General features: G+C 72.3%; 20 protein-coding genes. 10 read left to right on the top strand and 10 right to left on the bottom strand.

Features of this window, described 5'->3' with window-relative positions; all coding sequences use genetic code 11:
• The first annotated feature begins 245 nt into the window (after positions 1-245).
• Entirely contained in the window at positions 246-1,439 is a 1,194-nt protein-coding gene (locus ACZ7MG_RS20110) for an acyl-CoA dehydrogenase family protein (RefSeq protein WP_471393449.1), read from the top strand.
• Positions 1,440-1,458: 19 nt separating this feature from the next.
• Positions 1,459-2,508 carry a Zn-dependent alcohol dehydrogenase gene (locus tag ACZ7MG_RS20105; RefSeq protein ID WP_471393452.1) on the top strand — a complete coding sequence of 350 codons (1,050 nt, stop codon included), beginning with the start codon at positions 1,459-1,461 and terminating at the stop codon, positions 2,506-2,508.
• A 10-nt stretch (positions 2,509-2,518) separates the two neighbouring features.
• Here the strand turns inward: ACZ7MG_RS20105 and ACZ7MG_RS20100 are convergent, their stop codons facing one another.
• Positions 2,519-3,544, bottom strand: a complete 1,026-nt coding sequence (locus tag ACZ7MG_RS20100) for a GlxA family transcriptional regulator (protein ID WP_471393455.1) — start codon at positions 3,542-3,544, stop codon at positions 2,519-2,521.
• A 71-nt stretch (positions 3,545-3,615) separates the two neighbouring features.
• On the opposite strand from ACZ7MG_RS20100, the gene ACZ7MG_RS20095 reads away from it, so the two are divergent.
• Both ACZ7MG_RS20095 and ACZ7MG_RS20090 read left to right on the top strand, forming a co-directional pair.
• Positions 3,616-4,971, top strand: a complete 1,356-nt coding sequence (locus ACZ7MG_RS20095) for an MFS transporter (protein ID WP_471393458.1) — start codon at positions 3,616-3,618, stop codon at positions 4,969-4,971.
• Positions 4,972-5,056: 85 nt separating this feature from the next.
• Entirely contained in the window at positions 5,057-5,605 is a 549-nt protein-coding gene (locus ACZ7MG_RS20090; protein ID WP_471393461.1) for a hypothetical protein, read from the top strand.
• Here the strand turns inward: ACZ7MG_RS20090 and ACZ7MG_RS20085 are convergent.
• The 4 genes from ACZ7MG_RS20085 to ACZ7MG_RS20070 form a co-directional block, all read right to left on the bottom strand.
• Positions 5,602-6,282, bottom strand: a complete 681-nt coding sequence (locus ACZ7MG_RS20085; protein ID WP_471393881.1) for a flavin reductase family protein — start codon at positions 6,280-6,282, stop codon at positions 5,602-5,604. The genes ACZ7MG_RS20090 and ACZ7MG_RS20085 overlap by 4 nt on opposite strands.
• Positions 6,283-6,354: 72 nt before the next feature.
• Positions 6,355-7,239 (bottom strand): enoyl-CoA hydratase/isomerase family protein, encoded by an 885-nt coding sequence (locus tag ACZ7MG_RS20080; protein ID WP_471393463.1) that lies wholly within the window; start codon positions 7,237-7,239, stop codon positions 6,355-6,357.
• A gap of 76 nt (positions 7,240-7,315) precedes the next feature.
• Complete coding sequence (locus ACZ7MG_RS20075; protein ID WP_471393466.1) at positions 7,316-9,586, bottom strand: acetate--CoA ligase family protein; 2,271 nt, start codon at positions 9,584-9,586, stop codon at positions 7,316-7,318.
• 260 nt (positions 9,587-9,846) lie between these two features.
• Positions 9,847-11,079 (bottom strand): flavin-containing monooxygenase, encoded by a 1,233-nt coding sequence (locus ACZ7MG_RS20070; protein WP_471393469.1) that lies wholly within the window; start codon positions 11,077-11,079, stop codon positions 9,847-9,849.
• A gap of 345 nt (positions 11,080-11,424) precedes the next feature.
• On the opposite strand from ACZ7MG_RS20070, the gene ACZ7MG_RS20065 reads away from it, so the two are divergent.
• From ACZ7MG_RS20065 to ACZ7MG_RS20045, 5 genes are all read left to right on the top strand, one after another.
• Positions 11,425-12,816 (top strand): AAA family ATPase, encoded by a 1,392-nt coding sequence (locus tag ACZ7MG_RS20065; RefSeq protein ID WP_471393883.1) that lies wholly within the window; start codon positions 11,425-11,427, stop codon positions 12,814-12,816.
• Between the two features lie 128 nt (positions 12,817-12,944).
• Positions 12,945-13,394: a DoxX family protein gene (locus tag ACZ7MG_RS20060; protein ID WP_471393471.1), complete on the top strand. Its 450-nt coding sequence runs from the start codon at positions 12,945-12,947 to the stop codon at positions 13,392-13,394.
• The gene (locus ACZ7MG_RS20055) at positions 13,394-13,810 is read left to right on the top strand and encodes a Zn-ribbon domain-containing OB-fold protein (protein ID WP_471393473.1); all 417 of its coding nucleotides are present in this window, start codon (positions 13,394-13,396) and stop codon (positions 13,808-13,810) included. Before ACZ7MG_RS20060 ends, ACZ7MG_RS20055 begins: the two co-directional genes overlap by 1 nt.
• Positions 13,811-13,834: 24 nt before the next feature.
• Complete coding sequence (locus ACZ7MG_RS20050) at positions 13,835-14,446, top strand: GNAT family N-acetyltransferase (RefSeq protein ID WP_471393476.1); 612 nt, start codon at positions 13,835-13,837, stop codon at positions 14,444-14,446.
• Positions 14,433-15,278 (top strand): class I SAM-dependent DNA methyltransferase, encoded by an 846-nt coding sequence (locus ACZ7MG_RS20045; protein WP_471393479.1) that lies wholly within the window; start codon positions 14,433-14,435, stop codon positions 15,276-15,278. The genes ACZ7MG_RS20050 and ACZ7MG_RS20045 overlap by 14 nt, the downstream gene beginning before the upstream one ends.
• 14 nt (positions 15,279-15,292) lie before the next feature.
• Here the strand turns inward: ACZ7MG_RS20045 and ACZ7MG_RS20040 are convergent, their stop codons facing one another.
• From ACZ7MG_RS20040 to ACZ7MG_RS20020, 5 genes are all read right to left on the bottom strand, one after another.
• On the bottom strand, positions 15,293-16,006 hold the full coding sequence (locus tag ACZ7MG_RS20040) for a pyridoxine/pyridoxamine 5'-phosphate oxidase (RefSeq protein ID WP_471393482.1): 714 nt from the start codon (positions 16,004-16,006) through the stop codon (positions 15,293-15,295).
• A 13-nt stretch (positions 16,007-16,019) separates the two neighbouring features.
• Entirely contained in the window at positions 16,020-16,445 is a 426-nt protein-coding gene (locus tag ACZ7MG_RS20035; protein WP_471393485.1) for a pyridoxamine 5'-phosphate oxidase family protein, read from the bottom strand.
• Between the two features lie 137 nt (positions 16,446-16,582).
• The gene (locus ACZ7MG_RS20030; RefSeq protein WP_471393487.1) at positions 16,583-16,921 is read right to left on the bottom strand and encodes an XRE family transcriptional regulator; all 339 of its coding nucleotides are present in this window, start codon (positions 16,919-16,921) and stop codon (positions 16,583-16,585) included.
• Positions 16,918-17,295 carry a type II toxin-antitoxin system RelE/ParE family toxin gene (locus tag ACZ7MG_RS20025; protein ID WP_471393489.1) on the bottom strand — a complete coding sequence of 126 codons (378 nt, stop codon included), beginning with the start codon at positions 17,293-17,295 and terminating at the stop codon, positions 16,918-16,920. Before ACZ7MG_RS20025 ends, ACZ7MG_RS20030 begins: the two co-directional genes overlap by 4 nt.
• A gap of 78 nt (positions 17,296-17,373) precedes the next feature.
• The gene (locus ACZ7MG_RS20020; RefSeq protein ID WP_471393492.1) at positions 17,374-18,579 is read right to left on the bottom strand and encodes a thiolase C-terminal domain-containing protein; all 1,206 of its coding nucleotides are present in this window, start codon (positions 18,577-18,579) and stop codon (positions 17,374-17,376) included.
• Positions 18,580-18,703: 124 nt separating this feature from the next.
• Here ACZ7MG_RS20020 and ACZ7MG_RS20015 point away from each other — a divergent pair, with 124 nt between their 5' ends.
• Positions 18,704-19,954 (top strand): acyl-CoA dehydrogenase family protein, encoded by a 1,251-nt coding sequence (locus tag ACZ7MG_RS20015; protein WP_471393494.1) that lies wholly within the window; start codon positions 18,704-18,706, stop codon positions 19,952-19,954.
• The last annotated feature ends 14 nt before the right edge of the window (positions 19,955-19,968 follow it).

Genomic DNA, 19,968 nt, shown 5'->3' with positions numbered 1-19,968 from the left:
CCCTCCCAATCTCTCCTTTCCCGTGCGTTGGCGGGTGCGGGTCCGGTGGGGGCTGGTCGCGCAGTTCCCCGCGCCCCTGAAAAGCCGGGGCTGCGCCCCGTGCTTTTCAACCCCCGTCCCCAGGTTGCCTTTCAGGGCTGCGGGTGCCTGGTCCTTTAGGGGCGCGGGGAACTGCGCGAGAAGCCCCGCCGGGCCCGCGGTCGGCAACGCACCACCATCACCACGGCGGTCATCTTGGAGGTGGCATGGACTTCGGGTTCGGGGAAGAGGATGAGGCGTTTCGGGGGGAGGTCAAGGCATGGTTGGGGGCGCACGCCGGCGTGGGCGCGGAGCGGCGTGCGTGGGAGCGGATGCTCGGGGCCGCCGGGTGGATCGGGCTCGGGTGGGCGGAGGGCGGGTACGGGAACCGTACGGCCACGCTCACCCAGCAGGTCGTATGGGCGGAGGAGTACGCGCGGGCCGACGTACCCACCCGGTCGGGCCACATCGGCGAGAAGCTGCTCGCGCCGACGCTGATCGCGTTCGGGAGCGAGGAGCAGAAGCGGCGGTTCCTGCCCCCGATCGCACGGGGCGACGAGCTCTGGTGCCAGGGGTACAGCGAACCCGGCGCCGGGTCCGACCTCGCCGGCGTACGGACCAGGGCGGAGCGCGCGGAGGACGGGGCGTCGTACCGGATCACGGGGCAGAAGATCTGGACCTCGCTCGCCCATGAGGCCGACTGGTGCTTCGTGCTGGCCCGGACCGAGGCGGGGTCCCGGCGGCACCACGGACTGTCGCTGCTGCTCGTGCCGATGGACCAGCCGGGCCGGATCGAGGTGCGGCCGATCCGGCAGCTGACCGGGACGAGCGAGTTCAACGAGGTGTTCTTCGACGGGGCGCACGCCCGCGCGGAGCATGTGGTCGGCGGCGAGGGCAACGGCTGGCGCGTCGCCATGGGGCTCCTCGGCTTCGAGCGCGGGGTGTCGACCCTGGCCCAGCAGATCGGGTTCGAGGCGGAGTTGGGGGGCGTCGTACGGGCTGCCGTGGACAGCGGGGCGGCGGACGACCCCGTCGTACGCGATCGACTCGTACGGCAGTGGGCGGAGTTGAAGGTCATGCGGTGGAACGCCCTGCGGACGCTCGGTGGGGCGGAAGGGGGCGCGGAGCCGGGTGCGCCGAGTGTGGCCAAGCTGCTGTGGGGGCGGTGGCACCGGCGGCTCGGGGAGCTGGCGATGGAGGTGCGGGGCGCGGGGGCGGTGGTCGGGCCCCGGGAGTGGTCGGCCCAGGAGCCGTACGTGCTCGATCCGTTCCAGTACCTGTTCCTGTTCAGCCGGGCCGACACCGTCTACGGCGGTTCGGACGAGGTGCAGCGCACGATCATCGCCGAGCGCGTGCTCGGTCTGCCGAGGGAGCCGAGAGAGCAGCGAGAGCCGAGAGAGCAGGGACAGTCGAGAGGCTGAGACGCTGAGAGGCGGAGCCATGCGCGGAGTGGTGTTCGACGGGAAACGGGCCGAGGTCGTCGACGACCTGGAGGTACGGGAGCCGGGCCCCGGTGAGGTGCGGGTGGCGGTCTCGGCCGCCGGGCTCTGTCACAGCGATCTGTCGGTGGTGGACGGGACGATCCCCTTCCCCGTTCCCGTGGTGCTCGGGCACGAGGGCGCGGGCGTCGTCGAGGAGGTGGGGGCGGGGGTCCGGCACGTCCGGCCCGGGGACCATGTGGCCCTGTCCACCCTCGCCAACTGCGGGGCCTGCGCCGACTGCGACCGGGGGCGGCCGACCATGTGCCGGCGGGCCATCGGGCGGCCCACCCGGCCGTTCTCGCGGGGCGGGCGGGAGGTGTTCCAGTTCGCCGCGAACTCCGCCTTCGCGGAGCGGACCGTGGTCAAGGCCGTGCAGGCCGTACGGATCCCGGACGACATCCCGCTGACCTCCGCCGCGCTGATCGGCTGCGGGGTGCTGACCGGGGTGGGCGCGGTCCTCAACCGGGCGCGGGTCGACCGGGGGGAGAGCGTCGTCGTGATCGGGGTCGGCGGGATCGGGCTCAACGTCGTCCAGGGGGCGCGGATCGCGGGGGCCACGCGGATCGTCGCCGTGGACGCCAACCCGGAGAAGGCGGCGGTGGCACGGCTGTTCGGGGCCACGCACTTCCTCACCTCCGTGGACGGCGTGCGGGAGATCCTCCCCACCGGCGCCGACCACGCGTTCGAGTGCGTCGGCCGCGTCGCACTCGTCCGCCAGGCCATCGACCTCCTCGACCGCCATGGCCAGGCGGTCCTCCTGGGCGTACCGCCCGCGACCGCCGAGGCGTCCTTCCTCGTCTCCTCCCTCTACCTCGACAAGTCGATCCTGGGCTGCCGCTACGGCTCCGCACGGCCCCAGCACGACATCGCCCTCTACGCCGACCTGTACCGCGAGGGCCGACTGCTGCTGGACGAGCTGGTCACGGCCACGTACCCGGTGGAGGACTTCGCGAAGGCGGCCGAGGACGCGGGCGAGGGCCGGGTGGCACGGGCGGTGCTCACGTTCTGAGCGTCCCGCGTCACGTACGGCTGTCGCGGAACGTCCGGCGGTAGGTCGTCGGGGTCACGCCCAGGACGCCCTGCAAGTGCTGGCGCAGGGACTGGGGTGTGCCGAAGCCCGCGTCGTGGGCGATCTGGTCGATGGTGAGGTCGGTGGATTCCAGGAGGTGGCGGGCGCGTTCGACGCGCTGCCGGGTGAGCCACTGGCCGGGGCTGATGCCGGCCTCCTCGCGGAAGCGGCGGGTGAAGGTGCGCACGGACATGGACTCCCGCGCGGCCATGTTGCGGAGCTGGATCGGCTCGTGGAGGCGGGCCAGGGCCCAGGCGCGCGCGGCGGTCGTGGTCGAGGTCTGCGGCTCGGGCAGGGGCCGCTCGATGTACTGCGCCTGCCCGCCGTCCCGGTGCGGCGGTACGACCGTGCGCCGGGCCACGTCGTTGGCGACGGCGGTGCCGTGGTCGCGTCGGACGAGATGCACGCACAGGTCGATCCCGGCCGCGACGCCCGCCGAGGTGAGGATGTCACCGTCGTCGACGAAGAGGACGTCCGCGTCGACCCGTACCTTCGGGAAGAGCCGCTGGAAGTGCTCGGCGTGGAACCAGTGCGTGGTCGCCGGGCGGCCGTCGAGGTAGCCCGCGGCGGCCAGGACGTAGCCGCCGGTGCAGATGGAGACCAGCCGGGTGCCGGGGCGGATGTGGGCGAGGGCGGCGGCCAGTTCCGGGGTGAGGACGCCCTCCTCGTGGACCGGGCCCACCTCGTACGAGGCGGGGACGACGACCGTGTCGGCGGTGGCGAGGGTCTCCGGGCCGTTCGCGACGAGGATCTCGAAGTCGGCGTCCGTCTCCACCGGGCCGGGCGGCCGGACCGAGCAGGTGACGATGTCGTACAGCGACCGCCCCGCCGCGTCCCGCGCCTTGCCGAAGATGCGCTGCGGGATGCCGAGTTCGAAGGGGAGCAGGCCGTCGAGGGCCAGCACGACGACGCGGTGGCGGCCGTCAGGTGCGGGGGTGGGCTGGGTAGGCGGCTCGGTGGTCGGCTCGGCGGTCATGGCCCGATCCTAGCGAAGGCTGTCCCTCCGGCCACTCGTCCGGGATGACCGCAGGTCGGAAGCTTGACGTCATGACCCAGACAGCGGACGACGCCCCGATCGCCCAGCCGGAGCCCGAGAGCGACGCCGACGACCCTCGTGACGCGGCCGCCGCTGCCGTTCGTCCCGGCCGTGTCCGGATCCACCGTGCCTGGTTCGTCGCCGCCGTCACCTTCGTGACGATCATCGGGGCGGCGGCCTTCCGTTCGCTGCCGGGGCTGTTGATCGATCCGTTGCATCAGGAGTTCGACTGGTCGCGTGGCACGATCGCGTCGGCGGTCTCGATCAACCTGGCGCTGTACGGGCTGACGGCCCCCTTCGCCGCCGCGCTGATGGACCGCTTCGGTATCCGGCGGGTCGTCGCGGTGGCGCTGACGGTGATCGCGGTCGGGGCCGGTTCGACGGTGTGGATGACCTCGGCCTGGCAGCTGATGCTCTGCTGGGGCCTGCTGGTGGGGCTCGGCTCCGGCTCGATGGCGCTGGCGTTCGCGGCGACCGTCACCGACCGCTGGTTCACCGAACGGCGTGGCCTCGTCTCCGGCATCCTGACCGCCGCCTCGGCCTCCGGCCAGCTGATCTTCCTGCCGCTGCTGTCGTGGATCGTCTCGGAGCACGGCTGGCGGCCCGCCTCCGTCACCGTGGCCCTCGCCGCGCTGGCCGTCGTCCCCTTCGTCTGGCTGCTGCTGCGCGACCATCCGGCGGAGGTGGGGCTGAAGCCGTACGGGGCGAAGGAGTTCGTGCCGAAGCCGGCGCCGGTGCGGGGGGCCGCGCGGCGGGCGGTGACGGTGCTGTTCTCGGCGATGCGGACGGGGCCGTTCTGGTTGCTGGCCGGGACGTTCGCGATCTGCGGCGCCTCCACCAACGGCCTCATCCAGACGCACTTCATCCCCGCCGCCCACGACGCGCACATGCCCGTCACGGCTGCGGCCTCGCTGCTCGCGGTCATCGGCGTCTTCGATGTCCTCGGCACGATCGCCTCGGGCTGGTTCACGGACCGCTTCGACTCCCGGCGGCTGCTGGCGGTGTACTACGCGTTCCGGGGCGTCTCGCTCCTCTTCCTCCCCCTCCTGCTGGCACCCACCGTCCAGCTCCCGATGATCTTCTTCATCGTCTTCTACGGCCTCGACTGGGTCGCCACCGTCCCGCCCACCATGGCCCTGTGCCGCGAGCACTACGGCGAGGACAGCGCCATCGTCTTCGGCTGGGTCCTCGCCTCCCACCAGGTCGGCGCCGCCCTCGTCGCCTTCCTCGGCGGCCTCGCCCGCGACACCTTCGGTACGTACGACGTCGTCTGGTACGCCTCGGGCGCGCTGTGCGCGGCGGCGGCGCTGATGGCGCTGGTGATCCGGCGGCGGCCGGCGGGACGGTTCGGGGCGGCGACCGCCTGACCCCTCCCGCCGCTCCGGCCGGGCCCCGCGCGGAGCAACCGTTTCGGCCGGGGCACACTCCCTGTAGGAGGGGAGGGAGCCGGTGATGTACATGGCAACGGCGGGGGCGGTGGACGAGGACGCGGCCGGGCGGGGTGCCGCGCCGTCGGCGGTGTCCATGGCGGTGCTCGGCGTGGAGGGCGCGCTGCTGTGCGCGGTGCTGTCCCTGGCCGCGCTCGACGGCGACTCGGGGCCGGGCGACGCGCTCGGTGGGTCGTCCTTCGGGGCTCTCCTGCTCTCCCCGCTGCTCCTGCTGCTCGTCCTCTTCGCGGCCACCGTACTGACCGTGGCGTACGTCCTCCCGGCCGTCCTGCTCGCCCACTGGACCGCCCGGCAGCTCACCGGCCGTACCGCCTGGTGGTGGATCCCGCCCGCCTGCACCCTGTGGGTACTGCCCGCCCTCGCCGTCCCCTCCTGGCACCTCACCGCCCTCGTCCTGTACGCGGCGGTCCTGCCCCCCGCCCTCGCCGCTCACCACACCCTCGTACGGGCCGAGGCGGGCCGCCCCGTCCAGCCCTGCGCGTCGATCCTCACCTGGGGCGCGTTGGCCGTGCTGTGTGTGGTGGTCGTGGGTGGCGTGGTGACGTCGGCCTAGTCGGTCGTGAAACCGCCGAACCGCCCTCTGTGGAACAGCAGGGGCGCCACCGTCTCGTCGTCCGTCCCCAGCGACTCCACCCGGCCCACCACGATCAGGTGGTCGCCGCCGGTGTGGACGGCCTGGATCGTGCAGTCGATCCAGGCCGTGGCGCCGATGAGGCGGGGCGAGCCCGTGGTCGGCGCGGGGGTGTGGGGGACCCCGGCGAACTTGTCCGTGCCGCTCGCCGCGAAACGCCGGCACAACTCGCCCTGGTCCGCGCCGAGTACGTTCACGCAGAAGACGCCCGCGCGCGCGATGCGGGGCCAGGTCGTCGACGTACGGCCGACCATGAAGACCACGAGGGGCGGGTCCAGGGAGAGCGCGGAGAAGGACTGGCAGGCGAAGCCGGCGGGGCGGAGGTCGGTCGGGTGGCTGTCGGGGGCCCCGTCGCTGGTGTCGGCCTCCGGGGCCGGTGCCGGGGCGGTGATCACTGTGACGCCCGTCGCGAAGGTGCCCAGGACGCGGCGGAACTCGGTCTGGTCGACCGGGGCCCGCTCGTGCTCGCCGACACAGCGCAGGTCGGGGCGGGGGAGCGCGTCCACGGCCGGTGGTCCGCTCGTCGTCCTGCGGCTCCTGTCCGCCGGGTCCGCTCTCAGGTAGCGGACGGCGGCGGCTGCCATTCCCGCGTGTCCCATCATGTCTACGATTGAAGCTGACGGACCGTCAGAAGTGAAGTGCCGTTGCCTGTCAAGGTTGTTCGACTGCCGTCAGCGGCCCTCGAAGCGCGGTGTCCGTCGCTCCACGAAGCTCGTCACGCCCTCCTGCGCGTCGGCCGTCGTCATGTTGATCTCCTGGGCGGCGGCCTCGGCGGCGAAGGCGGTGGCGCGGTCGGTGTCGAGGGAGGAGTTGACCAAGTGTTTGGTCAAGGCGAGGGCGCGCGTCGGGCCGGCGGCCAGACGTTCCGCCCATTCCCGGGCCGTCTTCTCCAGGTCCTGGGCGGGGACGACACGGTTGACGAGACCGAGGCGCTCCGCGTCGGCGGCGGACAGGGCGTCGCCGAAGAACATCAGCTCCTTCGCCCGGTGGGGGCCGATGAGGCGGGGGAGCAGATACGCGCCGCCGCCGTCGGGGACCAGTCCGCGCCGTACGAACACCTCGATGAAACGGGCCCCTTCGGCCGCCAGGACCAGGTCGCAGGCGAGGGCGAGGTGGGCGCCGAGGCCGGCCGCGGTGCCGTTGACCGCCGCGATCACCGGCTTCTCGCAGTCGAGGACGGCCGCGACGAGGCGCTGGGCGCCGAGCCGGATCATGCGCGCCACGTCACCGGGCGCCCGCGCCCCACCGTCCGCCGCGCCACCGTCCGCCGCGCCGCCGTTCGCCGCCCCGCCCCGCAGGTCCGCTCCCGCGCAGAAGCCGCGGCCCGTCGCGGTGATGACGACAGCGCGGACGGCGGGGTCGGCGGAGGCGTCGGAGAGGAGGCCGATGAGGCGTTCTCGCTGGTCGGGGGTGAGGGCGTTCATCGCCTCGGGGCGGTTGAGCGTGATCCACGAGACGGCGTTGTCAGTGGCGTGCTGTAACAATGAGTCACGGGATTTTTCCGGCTGTTCGGGCTGTTCCGGCAGTTCCGGCTGTTCGAGGGGGGAGTTGGACATGTGGGTGCTCCTGTTCTTACGGGGAGTGAGGGGAGCGGTGGGGGAGGTGCTGGGGGCGTGGTGGCGCCGGCGGCGCTCAGCGGCACACCGCCAGCGCGTCCAGGGCCACCGCCCCTTGCCCCCTCGGCAGCACCATCAGCGGGTTGATGTCCAGCTCCGCGATGTCGTCCCCGAGTTCCAGCGCCATGCGCTGCACCCGGAGCACGACCTCCACGAGGGCGTCCACGTCGGCCGGGGGAGCCCCGCGGACCCCGTCCAGCAGGGCCCGCCCGCGCAGTTCGGCGAGCATGGCGTGGGCCTGGTCCTCGGCGAACGGAGGGACGCGTACGGCGGAGTCGCGCAGGACCTCCACGAGGACACCGCCGAGGCCGACCGTGACCGTGGGCCCGAAGAGGTCGTCATGGGTGACGCCCACGACCATCTCCACGCCCCGCTCGACCATCTGGCACACCAGCACCCCGTCCAGGGGGACGTCCTCGTAGCGGGCGATGTCGGTGAGTTCGCGATAGGCGTCGCGGATCTGGCTCGCGGAGGTCAGCCCGATCTTCACCAGGCCGAGTTCCGTCTTGTGGGCGATACGGGCGCCGGACGCCTTCATCACCACCGGGTAGCCGACGAGGCTCGCCGCGCGTACGGCCGCCGCCGCGCTGGTCACCAACTGCTCGCGCGGCACCCGTATCCCGTACGCGCGCAGCAGCTGCTTGGCCGCGTGCTCGCTCAGCTGCTGCCCCGGCCGCATCAGCGCCTTCGCCTTGCGGAAGGAGGGCGAGGGGGAGCGCGGCGCCTCGTCGAAGGGGGAGCGGTAGGCGGTGGTGAAGCGGCTGTGGTCGAGGTGGGCGCGGACGGCCGTGATGCAGTTGGCGAAGGTACGGAAGGTCGCCACCCGGGACGAGCCGAGCAGCGTCTCGCGGTACGCGGCCTCGGTGCCCACCGGCGACCCCCACACCACGCACACCAGCTTGTCCGTCCGCTCGGCCGCGGCCACCAGGTCCTGGGCGAGTTTGTCGCTCATGGGCGGGAAGGGGCCGGTGATGGGACAGATCAGCACCCCCACCTCCGGGTCGTCGAGGATCGCGTCCAGGATGCGGGGGCCGCGCCAGTCGCCCACGGGGTGGCCGCCGTTGTCGACGGGGTTGGCCACGCTCAGATAGTCGGGGATCCACTGGTGCAGCTCGGCCTGCTTGGCCGCGGAGAGCGTGGGCAGGGGCAGCCCGGCCTCGGTGGCCAGGTCGGCGAAGTGCGCGCCCGTGCCGCCCGAGATCGAATACACGACGACGCCCTCGGGCCGGGGGTCGGCGGCTGAACCCGGAGTGGTCGAGGCCGGGGTGCGAGGACGGCGTGCCCGGGCCAACAGGGTGGCGGTGTCCTGGAGTTCGTCGAGGCCGTCGACGCGGATCACGCCGTACTGCCGCATCGCCGCGTCGACCACCGCGTCCGCGCCGGTCAGCTTGCCGGTGTGGGAGGCGGCGGTGCGGGCGCCGGTCTCGGTGCGGCCGACCTTGACGGCGACGACGGGGACACCGCGCCGGGCGGCCCGGTCTGCGGCGAGGAGGAAGGCGCGGCCGTCCTTGAGGCCCTCGACGTAGGCGGCGATGGCGCCCACCTCGGGGCGTTCGGCGAAGTAGGAGATGAAGTCGGCGGTCTCCAGATCGGCCTCGTTGCCGGTGGGGGCCCAGTGGGAGAGGCGGATACCGAGTTCCTGGAGGGCGAAGACGGGGCGGCCCTGGTGGCCGGACTGGGTGATGAGCGCGATGGCCGGCCCGTCGAGGTCGTCCCGGAACCGCTCGAAGGCGTTGAGGTTGGTGTTGGGGCCGAGCAGCCGCAGACCGTCGGCGCGGGCCACAGCGGCGGCCAGCCGCTCCTGCGCGGCGGCGCCCTCCGCACCGGTCTCGGCGAAACCGGAGGCGAAGGCGACGGCGAACCTCACCTTGGCCGCGGCCAGTTCGTCGATCACCGGGAGGGGGTCGGAGAGGAGCAGGACGGCGAGGTCGACCTGTTCGGGCAGGGCGGCGACGGAAGGGACGCAAGGGATGCCGAAGACCGACTCGCGGGTGGGGTGCACCGGGTGGAGCCGGGCGCCGACCCGTTCCGACCAGGCGAGCAACTGCCGGGTGATGCCGGTGTTGGGCCGGCCCTCCGCGTCCGAGGCGCCGACGACGGCGACGGATTCCGGGCGGAAGAAACGGTCCAGATCGGGGACGTCGGCGTACAGCGGGCGCCCGCTGACGTCCAGGTCGCCGGCCTCGGCGGGCCTGCCGTGCACGACCTGCGCGGGATGTTCGCCGCACGCGACGGTCCGGGCCCGGCGGGAGTCGGTGGTGAGGGTGCCGTGGGTTGATCCAAGCATCGGTCCGCCCGCTCCTGTGTGACAGCCAATTCAGTGACGTGACGAGTGACGTGTCGTGACGTGACGTGAAGAGCGACGTGACGCGTTCACGAATCTGACGACACGTCAGATTTCAGACTACTGAACTGACGCCCAGTCAGGAATGGGCGTGCGAGCAAAGTTACGCGGCGGTAAGGGGGTTCGAAGGGGTTGTACCCGCGCGGGGCGCGGGTCAGACGTGTACGACGGGGCCGGTGTGGAGGTGGTGTGCGGCCGTCGGCTCAGGGGGTGGTGCGGACGCGGACCGTGATCGCGTCGCGGGTGGCGACGCCGCCCCTCTTCGCGACGGCCTTGGCGATCTTCTCGGCGTCGAGGGCGAGTTCGCGGAACATGCCGCTGATGGGGTTGGTGAAGCCGGTGAAGTAGAGGCCGGGCGCGTTCTCGGGGGAACGGGCGCCGTGCACGACCGGTCTGCCGCGGCCGTCGAGGACGTCGAGGTGTCCGACGAGCCCCTCCAGGGCGCGACGGTAACCGGTGGCGGCGATCACGGCGTCGGTCTCGATCCGGCCGCCGTCGCCGAGGACGACCTTGCCGTCCTCGAACCCGTCGACCGGGCCGACGATCTCGACCTTGCCCTTGCGTACGGCGTCGATGAGGCCGACGTCCTGCACGGGGATGGAGCCGTCGGTGACCCGGGAGTAGAGGCCGGTGTCGGGGCGGGACAGGCCGTGCGCCGACAGGTCCGGCACGCTGAGCTTCGCCATCGGCTTGGCGAGCCGGTCCACCAGGGCGACCGGCAGCCGCCGTACGAGGACGCCCGTGTACTGGGCCGCCCACCCGGCGGTCGACCGGCGCACGATGTGGGGGGCCGTCCGCACCGCGAGCCGTACGCGCCGGGCGCCGCCCTCGACGAGGTCGACGGCGATCTCGGCACCGGTGTTGCCGATGCCGACGACGAGGACGTCACGGCCGGCGTAGGGCTCGGGGTTGCGGTACGCGGAGGCGTGCACCAGGTTGCCGGTGTACCCGTCCCGGCCGGGCCAGTCGGGGAGGTGGGGTGTGTGGTTGTGGCCGGTGGCGACGACGACCGCGCTGCCGGTCAGTTCGCGGCCCCCGGTGGCGTGCAGCAGCCAGCCGGTGCCGTCGGCGGTCCGCTCGACCCGGGAGACCTCGACGCCGGTCACGATCTCCAACTGGTGCACCTCGGCGTACTTCTCCAGGTACCGCACCACGTTGTCCCGCGACACCCACCGGCCGAATCGGCGCGGCATGGGCAGGCCGGGCAGGCCCGACAGCCGCCGGGTCGTGTGCAGGTGCAGCCGGTCGTAGTGCCGCCGCCAGGACGCCCCGACCCCGTCCGCCTTCTCCAGCACCACGGCCCGCACCCCCTGCGCCCGCAACGCGTACGCCACGGCCAGCCCACCGGGACCGCCGCCGATCACATAGACGGGGCGGTCCGAGGCGGCAGGGGTCACGGATCCCGCGGATTCAGCGGATGTTCTGGAGTCGGCCATGTGCCAGAGCGTATTCACGCCCTCACTTGTTGGGTCTCGGTCAAGACCGGAATTGGTTGCGGATTGATCACGGCTGTAGGAGGGCTGGGTGGGATCTGTGGCGTAGGTCTCTTGGAACGTGGAGGGGGCGTGGTGGTGAACGTGCGGTTCGATCAGTGAGGGGTGCGCTCCTTAGGAGTACACTCCTTAGGAGTGTGTTCCTAAGGAGTGCTCGTGAAGCGTCCAGCTGAGGCGGTCAAGCCTGTTCACGTGTTCGACCGGGGGCCCGAGTGGGCGGCGCTCGCCGCCTTCGTGGACCGGCCCCTGCCGCAGGCCATGCTCGGGGTGGTCAGCGGTCGGCGCCGGATGGGCAAGACGTACCTGCTGAGGGCCCTCGTCGAACAGCGAGGGGGCTTCTACTTCGGGGCCACGGCGGGCACCGCCACGGAGTCGCTGCGTCAGTTCAGCGCCGCTCTGGCCGAGCACGTGGGTTCCCCGGCGTCCTTCTCCTTCGCGACGTGGGACGACGCCATCACCTATCTCTTCGGCCTCGCGCACCCGAACGAAGAAGGAGCGGGAGAGACGCCCTCGCGTCTCGTCGTCATCGACGAGTTCCCGTATCTGGTGAAGGTCGCCCCCGAACTCCCCTCCCTCATCCAGCGCGAGATCGATCGTCATCAGACGACGGCGAGCGGAATGCGGCTGCTCCTCTGCGGTTCGGCGATGTCGGTCATGGGCGGGCTGCTGGCGAGCACGGCGCCCCTCCGGGGCCGGGCTCAGCTCGAACTAGTCGTGAGGCCCTTCGGGTACCGGGCCGCCGCGGAGTTCTGGGGCGTGGCCGAGGACCCCGCCCTCGCGGCCCGGCTGCACGCCGTCGTCGGCGGTACGCCCGCGTACCGCCGACAGTTCCTGGCGGACGACGTGCCCGAGAGCCTGCGCGCGTTCGACGACTGGATCTGCCGTACGGTCCTCTCGCCGTTCAGCCCGCTCTTCCGTGAGGCGCGCTATCTGCTGGCCGAGGAGGCCGACATCCGGGACACCGCCCTGTACCACTCGGTCCTCGCGGCCGTGGCGCAGGGCAACGCGACGCGGGGCGGCATCGCGGGGTACATCGGCCGCAAGTCCGTGGACATCTCGCACCCGCTGAACGTCCTGGAGGACAGCCACCTCCTGGTGCGGGAGTCCGACATCTTCCGGACCGGCAAGTCGCAGTACCGCATCACCGAACCGCTGATCAACTTCTATGAGGCCGTCATGCGGCCCGCCTGGGCCCGGCTGGAGAGCGGTCAGGCCGCGGAGGTGTGGGGGCAGGCGGCCGAGCGGTTCGCGGCGCAGGTGGCCGGCCCGCACTTCGAGGCCGTGTGCCGGGAGTACGTGATCGGGCCGGGCCGGTCGCTGCTCAGCGCGTCCCTGGGTGAGGTCGGCACCGGGATCGTGACCGACTCGGCCGCCCGGAAGCAGATCCAGGTCGACGTGGCCGTGGTCGAGCCGGGCTCCGGCGGGCGCCGGCCCTCTGTCGCCCTTCTGGGGGAAGCGAAGTGGGGCACCGTGATGGGAGTCGGCCATCTGGAGCGACTCGGCCGGGCCCGTGAGCTGCTCGCCGCGCGGGGGTTCGACACCGGACACTGCGGGCTGGCGTTCTTCAGCGCCGCGGGCTTCAGTGACGCGCTGCGCACCGAGGCGGAGCGGGGCGGAGTTCTGCTGGTCGGTCTGGACGAGCTCTACGGGCGGGCGATGCCGACCGGGTTCGTGCCCTAGGCCCGTCGGGTCGGGTCGGCCCGTCCGTCCCCCTTGCGGATGTACCCCCCGTCCGCTGAACTGACGTACCGTCAGATACTCCTTCGGGAACCCGCGCGGATACGGAAGGGCGGCGATGTCCGGTGTCCATGGACACGATCTGGCTCAGCGGTGCCGAGTGGCTGGCGGTCCTGCGGATCGGGCTCGGGCTGTGGTGGCTGGAGAGTTGGCGGCACAAGGACAAGAAGGCCTGGTTCCGGGAGGGGGCCGGGATCGCGTGGGCGGCGGGGGTGGCGGAGAAGCATCGGTGGGGGGCCGTGCGGAGCGGGTTCGACGTGGTCGTCAGGCCCCGGCCCAAGGTCATGGCCCATGTCGTCGTGTACGCCGAACTCGCCCTCGGACTCGGGCTGATCCTCGGCGTGCTCACGCCGGTCGCGCTGGTCGGCGGCCTGGTGCTCAACCTGCTCTACCTCGTCCTGATGATCCACGACTGGGCCGAGCAGGGGCAGAACTCGATGATGGCGCTGATCTCGGTGGTGGGGCTGTTCGGGATGTCCTGGCAGACGTGGTCCGTCGACAGCGCGCTGGGATGGTTCTGATGGGCGCGCGGTTCGATCTGCCGGAGGTCGACGCGTTCAGCCGTACGTACTGGGAGGCCGCCGCCGACGGGCGGTTGCTGCTGCGGCGTTGTGGGGCCGCGGGGTGCGGGCGCGCCCATCACTGTCCGCGGGAGTTCTGCCCGTACTGCTGGAGCGAGGACGTGCGCTGGGAGGAGGCCTCCGGGCGCGCCACGCTCTACACCTGGTCCGTCGTCCACCGCAACGACCTGCCGCCCTTCGGGGAGCGGACGCCGTACGTCGCCGCCGTCGTCGATCTCGTCGAGGGGCCGCGGATGATGACCGAGGTGGACGAAGACGGTAGCGGGGGCTGGGAGTTGTGGGCCGGGATGGAGCTTGAGGTCGGCTTTCGGGACGTCGGGGGGTTTGTGGTGCCCGTATTTCGCGCGCGCTCGTGACGGGGTGCGCGTTTCAATGGGGTGATGAGCCGTACTGATGAGCGAACCGCCGCCGAGCCGCACGGCTACGGCCTGCGGCTGTGTGCCTGGGACGCCGGGTCGGAGGCGGACGTCGAGGCGTGGTTCCGGGGGCGTACCGATCCGGACTTCCGGCGGTGGAACACACCGCTGCTGTGGGACGAGAGCTTCGAGGGCGCCCGGGAGTCCCTGCGGCAGCGGGTCGAGTCCGACGCGGAGGGGAAGACCGTGGCGTTCCGGATCACGGACGCCGCGACCGGCGTGACGCTCGGACAGGTCGGGCTGAGCGGTATCGACGCGCATCTGCGCCGGGCCGTCGTCGGCTACTGGGTGCTGCCCGAGGCCCGCGGCCGCCGCGTCGCCACCCGCGCCCTCGACCTCGCCGCGCGCTGGACCTTCACCGAACTCGGCATCCACCGGCTCGAACTGGACCATGTCGTCGACCACGCCGCGTCCTGCCGCATCGCCGAGCTGTGCGGCTTCCGGTACGAGGGGACCATGCGCGGGGCGGCGTTCGACGAGGGACGCCACGACGCCTTCCGCGACGCCCATCTGCACGCACGACTGGCCACGGACCCGGCACCTGAGGGGATTTGGGGAACTGATGAGCGCGCATGACGGAAACAGCCAGGGGGGCGGCTTCGCGGACGGCTACGAGGGCGGCTACGAGGACGTCGCCGACCCCGACGGGTACTTCGGCGAGGACGTCGCCGCGCACTACGACGACCCCTCCGGTGATCCCTTCGACGACGTGTTCGGCCCGGAGGCCGTGGACCCCGTCGTGGAGCTGATCGCCGGTCTCGCGGAGGCGCCCGGCGTCGAAGGGGGCGCGCGGGCGCTGGAGTTCGGGATCGGGACCGGGCGGATCGCCCTGCCGCTCGCCCGGCGGGGGGTTCCGGTGCACGGTATCGACCTGTCGCGGGCCATGGTGGAGCGGCTGCGGGCCAAGCCGGGCGGCGCTGACATCGGCGTCACCATCGGGGACTTCGCCACGACCCGGGTGGACGGGCCCGGCTTCACCGTCGCCTACCTCGTCTTCAACACGATCAACAACCTGACCACGCAGGACGCCCAGGTGGACTGCTTCCGCAACGCCGCCGCGCATCTCGTGCCCGGCGGCCGTTTCGTGATCGAGGTCGGGGTGCCGGACCTGCGGCGGCTGCCGCCGGGGCAGAACGCGGTGCCGTTCCGGGTCGGGCCGGCGCGGCTGGGGTTCGACACGTACGACGTGGCGACACAGGGGATGCGGTCGCACCACATGACGCTCGTCGAGGGCCGGCCGGTGTACCGGTCGATCCCGTTCCGGTACGTCTGGCCGGCCGAGCTGGACCTGATGGCCCGGCTGGCCGGGATGCGGCTGCGGGACCGGTGGGAGGGGTGGAAGGGGGAGCCGTTCACGCACGACAGCACCCGGCATGTGTCCGTGTGGGAGAAGGTCGAGAAAGTCTGAGGGCTGTGCCGCCGTCAGGGCCACAGCAGTTCCGTGGTCCAACGGCCGCCCTCCCGGCGGTAGTCGAGCCGTACGTGGCGGCGCCGGGCGTCGCCCTGGAAGAACTCCACCTCGTCCGGTTCCACGAGGTACGCCGTCCAGGACGGTACGGCGACGTCCGGTTCCCGCTCGGCCCGGGTCCAGGCGGACTCCGAGGCGCGCTCCAACTCCTCGTAGGAGCCGAGGACTTCGCTCTGCCGGCCGACGAGGGCGGCGGCCAGCGCACCCGTCGAGCGGGCGTGCAGGTCGGCGTGGGCGACCTCGGCGGGTTCGACGGTGACCGGGCCGCGCACCCGGACCTGGCGGCCGAGCAGGGGCCAGTAGAAGCCGAGGGACGCGTACGGGCGGGCCGCGAGCTGGCGTCCCTTGCGGCTGCCGGAGTGGGAGGCGAAGTGCCAGCCGCGGGCGTCCACGTCGTGCAGCATCACCGTACGGACGTCCGGCCGGCCCTCCGCGTCCGCCGTGGCCAGCGACATCGTGTGCGGCTCCACCTCCCCGGCCGCCACGGCCTCGCCGAACCAGGCGGCGAAGAGCGCCACCGGCTCGGCCGGGGCCGCCGCCGGGTCGAACGACGGCAGGGCGCTGACCTGCGGATCCCACACCCGCAGCCCGCGCAGGGCCCGGCCGACCTCGGACGGCTCGGAGGGGGGCCGGGACTGGGACTGAGAGGGGGAAGGGGGTTCGATCATGGGTGGGACGGTCTCACACCGAGCCCAGATCGGACGAGACCCACCTCTCGGGACGCATCCGGACGATGACCTGCTCGCCGTGGTTCTTCGACGCGAACTCCACGTACCCGTCGACCTTCTCGGCGGGCAGATAGCGGGCGGAGATCTCCCGGAGGTCGTCCGGGGTGGCGGGGGTCGTGCCGGTGACCGGGCCCTCGACGGAGACGTAGCGGATGGTGGGTTCGAGCCGGTCGATCATCAGGGAGAAGCGTCCGGCGGCCTGGATCAGCTGGTTCTTGCGGCTGTCCCGCCCGGTCATGACCCAGATGTCGCCGCCGGGTGCGTACTGGTACCAGATCGGCACCGTCAGCGGTGCCCTCCCCTCTCCGGCGTCCACCGCCAGCGCGGCCACCTGGGCCTCGGCCAGAAACTCCTCGCGCTCCTTGCGGGACAGTGCCATGCCACTACCTCCGGAATGCTCAGCGACGCCTCGGGACGACTCCTCCGCCGATACGCTTCAGCACCCCCGCCCCGCCCCCTATTCCGGCCCCCCACCCCACGACCCACCCCACGACACCACCCACCCGCCCACCACGGTCACCCGACGGTGTAGGCCGCGTCGCCGAAGTCCGCGATCACCCTTAGCTCCCCGCCCAGCGCACGGACGTAGGCCCGCAGGGTCGCCACCTCGGTGCGGTCGATCTCGCCGTTCTCGATGGCCGAGATACGAGGTGCCGAGACCCCCATGGAGTCCGCGATGTCACGCTGCGTGAGATCTTGCTCCCGCCGGACTTCGGCGAGCTTGTAGGCGCGGATTTCGGCGAGGAGACGGTCCATGTCGGCCCGCTTCTCCTCGTCCGATCGCACCGGCAGCCCGGCGGCCCGCCGCTGCTCGTCGGCTCGGCGCTTGACTTCCTCCCAGCGGATGGTGCTCATTCGTACTCCCTCGTATCCAGTTCGGCGATGTGGTCCTGGTACCGCTTCTCGGCGATCGGGATGTTGGTGTCGTACCAGCCGCTCCAGTTTCCGGCCTTGTCCCCGGCGACCAACAGGACGGCCCGGCGTACGGGATCGAAGGCGAACAGGATCCGAATTTCAGACCTGCCGGATGAGCCGGGCCTCAGTTCCTTGAGGTGATGCTGTTCCGCGCCCTTGATCCGGTCGACGAGCGGGCGGCCGAGTGTGGGGCCGAGCAGAGCAAGAGCATCGATGGCGTCCTCCACCTGATCTGCACTGCCATCGTCGGATTTGACCAGATCACCGAACCACGTCGCCACTTCCGCGACGAGAATCACTTCCCATTGAGACATGCGAAGGAAATTAATGCAAGCATTAATCTGGTGGCTCTGATCAGGCCTGATTCACCCGAACGGGTAGCCGGGAGAGCCTCATCCCCGTCCCAGTACCACCGTTCCCGAGGAGCAGAACCAGCCGCCCGTGCCGGAGGCGACGGCGAGGTGGGGGAGGTGGCCGGTGGGGGTGTGGAGCTGGTGGGTGCCGGCCTCGCCGCGTAGTTGGCGTACGGCTTCGACGAGGAGGAAGAGGCCGCGCATGCCGGGGTGTTGGGCGGAGAGGCCGCCGCCGTCGGTGTTGACGGGGAGGTCGCCGGTGAGGGTCAGGCGGTTCTTCTCCACGAAGGCGCCGCCCTCGCCCTTGGCGCAGAAGCCGAGGTCCTCCAGGGTCACGAGGGTCATATAGGTGAACGCGTCGTAGATCTCCGCGAAGTCGATCTCGGCCGGGGTGACCCCCGCGCGCTCGAAGGCCAGCCGCCCGCTGACCGCCGCCGGGGAGATGGTGAAGTCGTCCCACTCGGACATGGTCGTGTGGGAGACGTACTCACCGGTGCCGAGGATCCAGACGGGGGTGGTCGGCCGGCAGTCCCGTACGTACTCCTCGGCCGCCAGCAGGACCGCCGCGCCCCCGTCGGAGCGGATGCAGCAGTGCAGCTTGGTGAACGGGTCCGCGATGGGCGGGGAGGAGAGGACGTCGTCGACCGTGATCGGGGTGCGGAACATCGCCTCCGGGTTCGCCGCCGCGTTCGCCCGTGCCTGGACGGCCACCGAGGCCAGCTGTTCCAGGGTCGTCCCGTACTCGTGCATATGGCGGCGCGCGGCCATGGCGTACTTGGCGATCAGGGTGTGCCCGTAGGGGACCTCGTACTGCAGGGGGCCGCGCGCCCCGAAGGAGAGGTTGCCGGTGCGGCGGCCCGCCTTGACGTCCGCGCGGGCCGTGGAGCCGTAGACGAGGAGGACGACGTTCGCGTGCCCGGCGGCGATCGCGTCCGCCGCGTGCGCCGCCATGACCTCCCAGGTCGCGCCCCCGACGGACGTGGAGTCCACCCAGGTGGGCCGCAGGCCCAGATACTCCGCCACCTCCACCGGCGCCAGCGTGCCCAGACCGGCCGAGGCCAGCCCGTCGATCGCCGTGCGCTCCAGCCCCGCGTCGGCGAGCGCCCGGCGCGCGGCCTGCGCGTGGAGCGCGTACGGGGTCGCGTACGGGGTGGAGTGTTGGGTTGAGTGCGGGGTCGTGTCGTCCAACCGGCCGCAGTCGGAGAGTGCGGCACCGACGATCGCGACCTTCCGGCCTCCAGTCATGAAACTGACGGTACATCAGATGTGCCGCCCGGCAACCCTGTGCTTCCGGTGGCTTCTTGCCTAATATGACGGACCGTCAGATCTATCGGGAGTCGTAGCTGGGGGAGCAGAAGGGGGACCGGCCATGGATGCCCGCTTCACCGCCGAGCAGGAGGAGATCCGGCGCACGGTACGGGAGTTGCTGATCAAGCGCTGCGGCCCCGAGGACGTCCGGGCCGCCGTGCGCACCGGGGAGGGGTACGACGGCGCGCTCTGGGCCGCCCTCTCCGAACAGCTCGGACTGCCGGGCCTCGCCCTCCCCGAGACGTACGGCGGTGTCGGATGCTCGGTGACCGAACTCGCCCTGGCGGGAGAGGAGTTGGGCCGGACGCTCACCCCCTCCCCGCTGTTGTCCACCGCCGTCCTCGTCGCCCCCCTGATCCTCGCCCTCGGCACCGAGCGGCAGCGCGCCGAGCTGCTGCCCCGCCTCGCCTCGGGCCGCCTCACCGCGGCCCTCGCCGTACCGGGCCCCGTCCTCACCACCGCCCTGGCGCTGACCGGCGACAACGGGGGCGCGTGGGCCGGCGGCGGCCGGGCGGGGGGCGTGCAGGCGCGGCGCGTCGGGGACGGATGGCGGCTCTACGGCGAGGCCGCGCAGGTCCTCGACGGGCACAGCGCGGGGCTGCTGCTGGTGGCCGCGCACGCCGGCGGGTACGCCCGCTCGCGGACGCTGCTGTTCCTGGTGCGGGCGGAGGGGGAGGCGGGTCCCGGCCGGGGGCTCGTACGGGCGCGGCAGACTTCCATCGACGAGACCCGGCCGGTGGCTCGGCTCCAACTCCGGGATGTGGGCGGGGAGTTGCTGGGCACCGTCGATGGTGGCGGCGTGGACGTGCCGCGTGCCCTGGCCCGGGTCGGGGACCTGGCCGCCGCCGTGCTCGCCGCCGAAGCCGTGGGGGCGGCCGACCGGGCGTTGGAGCGGACGGTCGCGTACACGCGGCAGCGGGAGCAGTTCGGGCGGCCGATCGGGTCGTTCCAGGCGGTGAAGCACCGGCTGGCGGATGTGTACGTGGGGGTGCGGGCGGCCCGGTCGGCGGCGTACTACGCGGCCTGGGCCGCCGCCGCCCCCGCGTCCGGCGGGGAAGGCGGCGAGCGGGTCGGCGGGCTGGCGCTCGCCCAGGCGCTGGAGGCGTTGCGGGTGGCCGCCGGGGAGGCGATCCAGTTGCACGGGGGGATCGGGTTCACCTGGGAGCACGAGGCGCATCTGTACTTCAAGCGGGCGGCCGGGGACGAGGCGCTCTTCGGGCCGGTGCACCGGCTGCGGGGGCGGGCGGCCGACGCGGCGGGGGTCTTCACGGCCACCGGTGGACGGGACGTACGCGGGGAGGTGCGGGGCTGATGACTTCGCGGAAC

The sequence above is a fragment of the Streptomyces sp. NPDC107538 genome (assembly GCF_055657445.1).
Note: the sequence above shows the minus strand (reverse complement) of the source record. Positions and strands in the feature narration are given on the sequence as shown.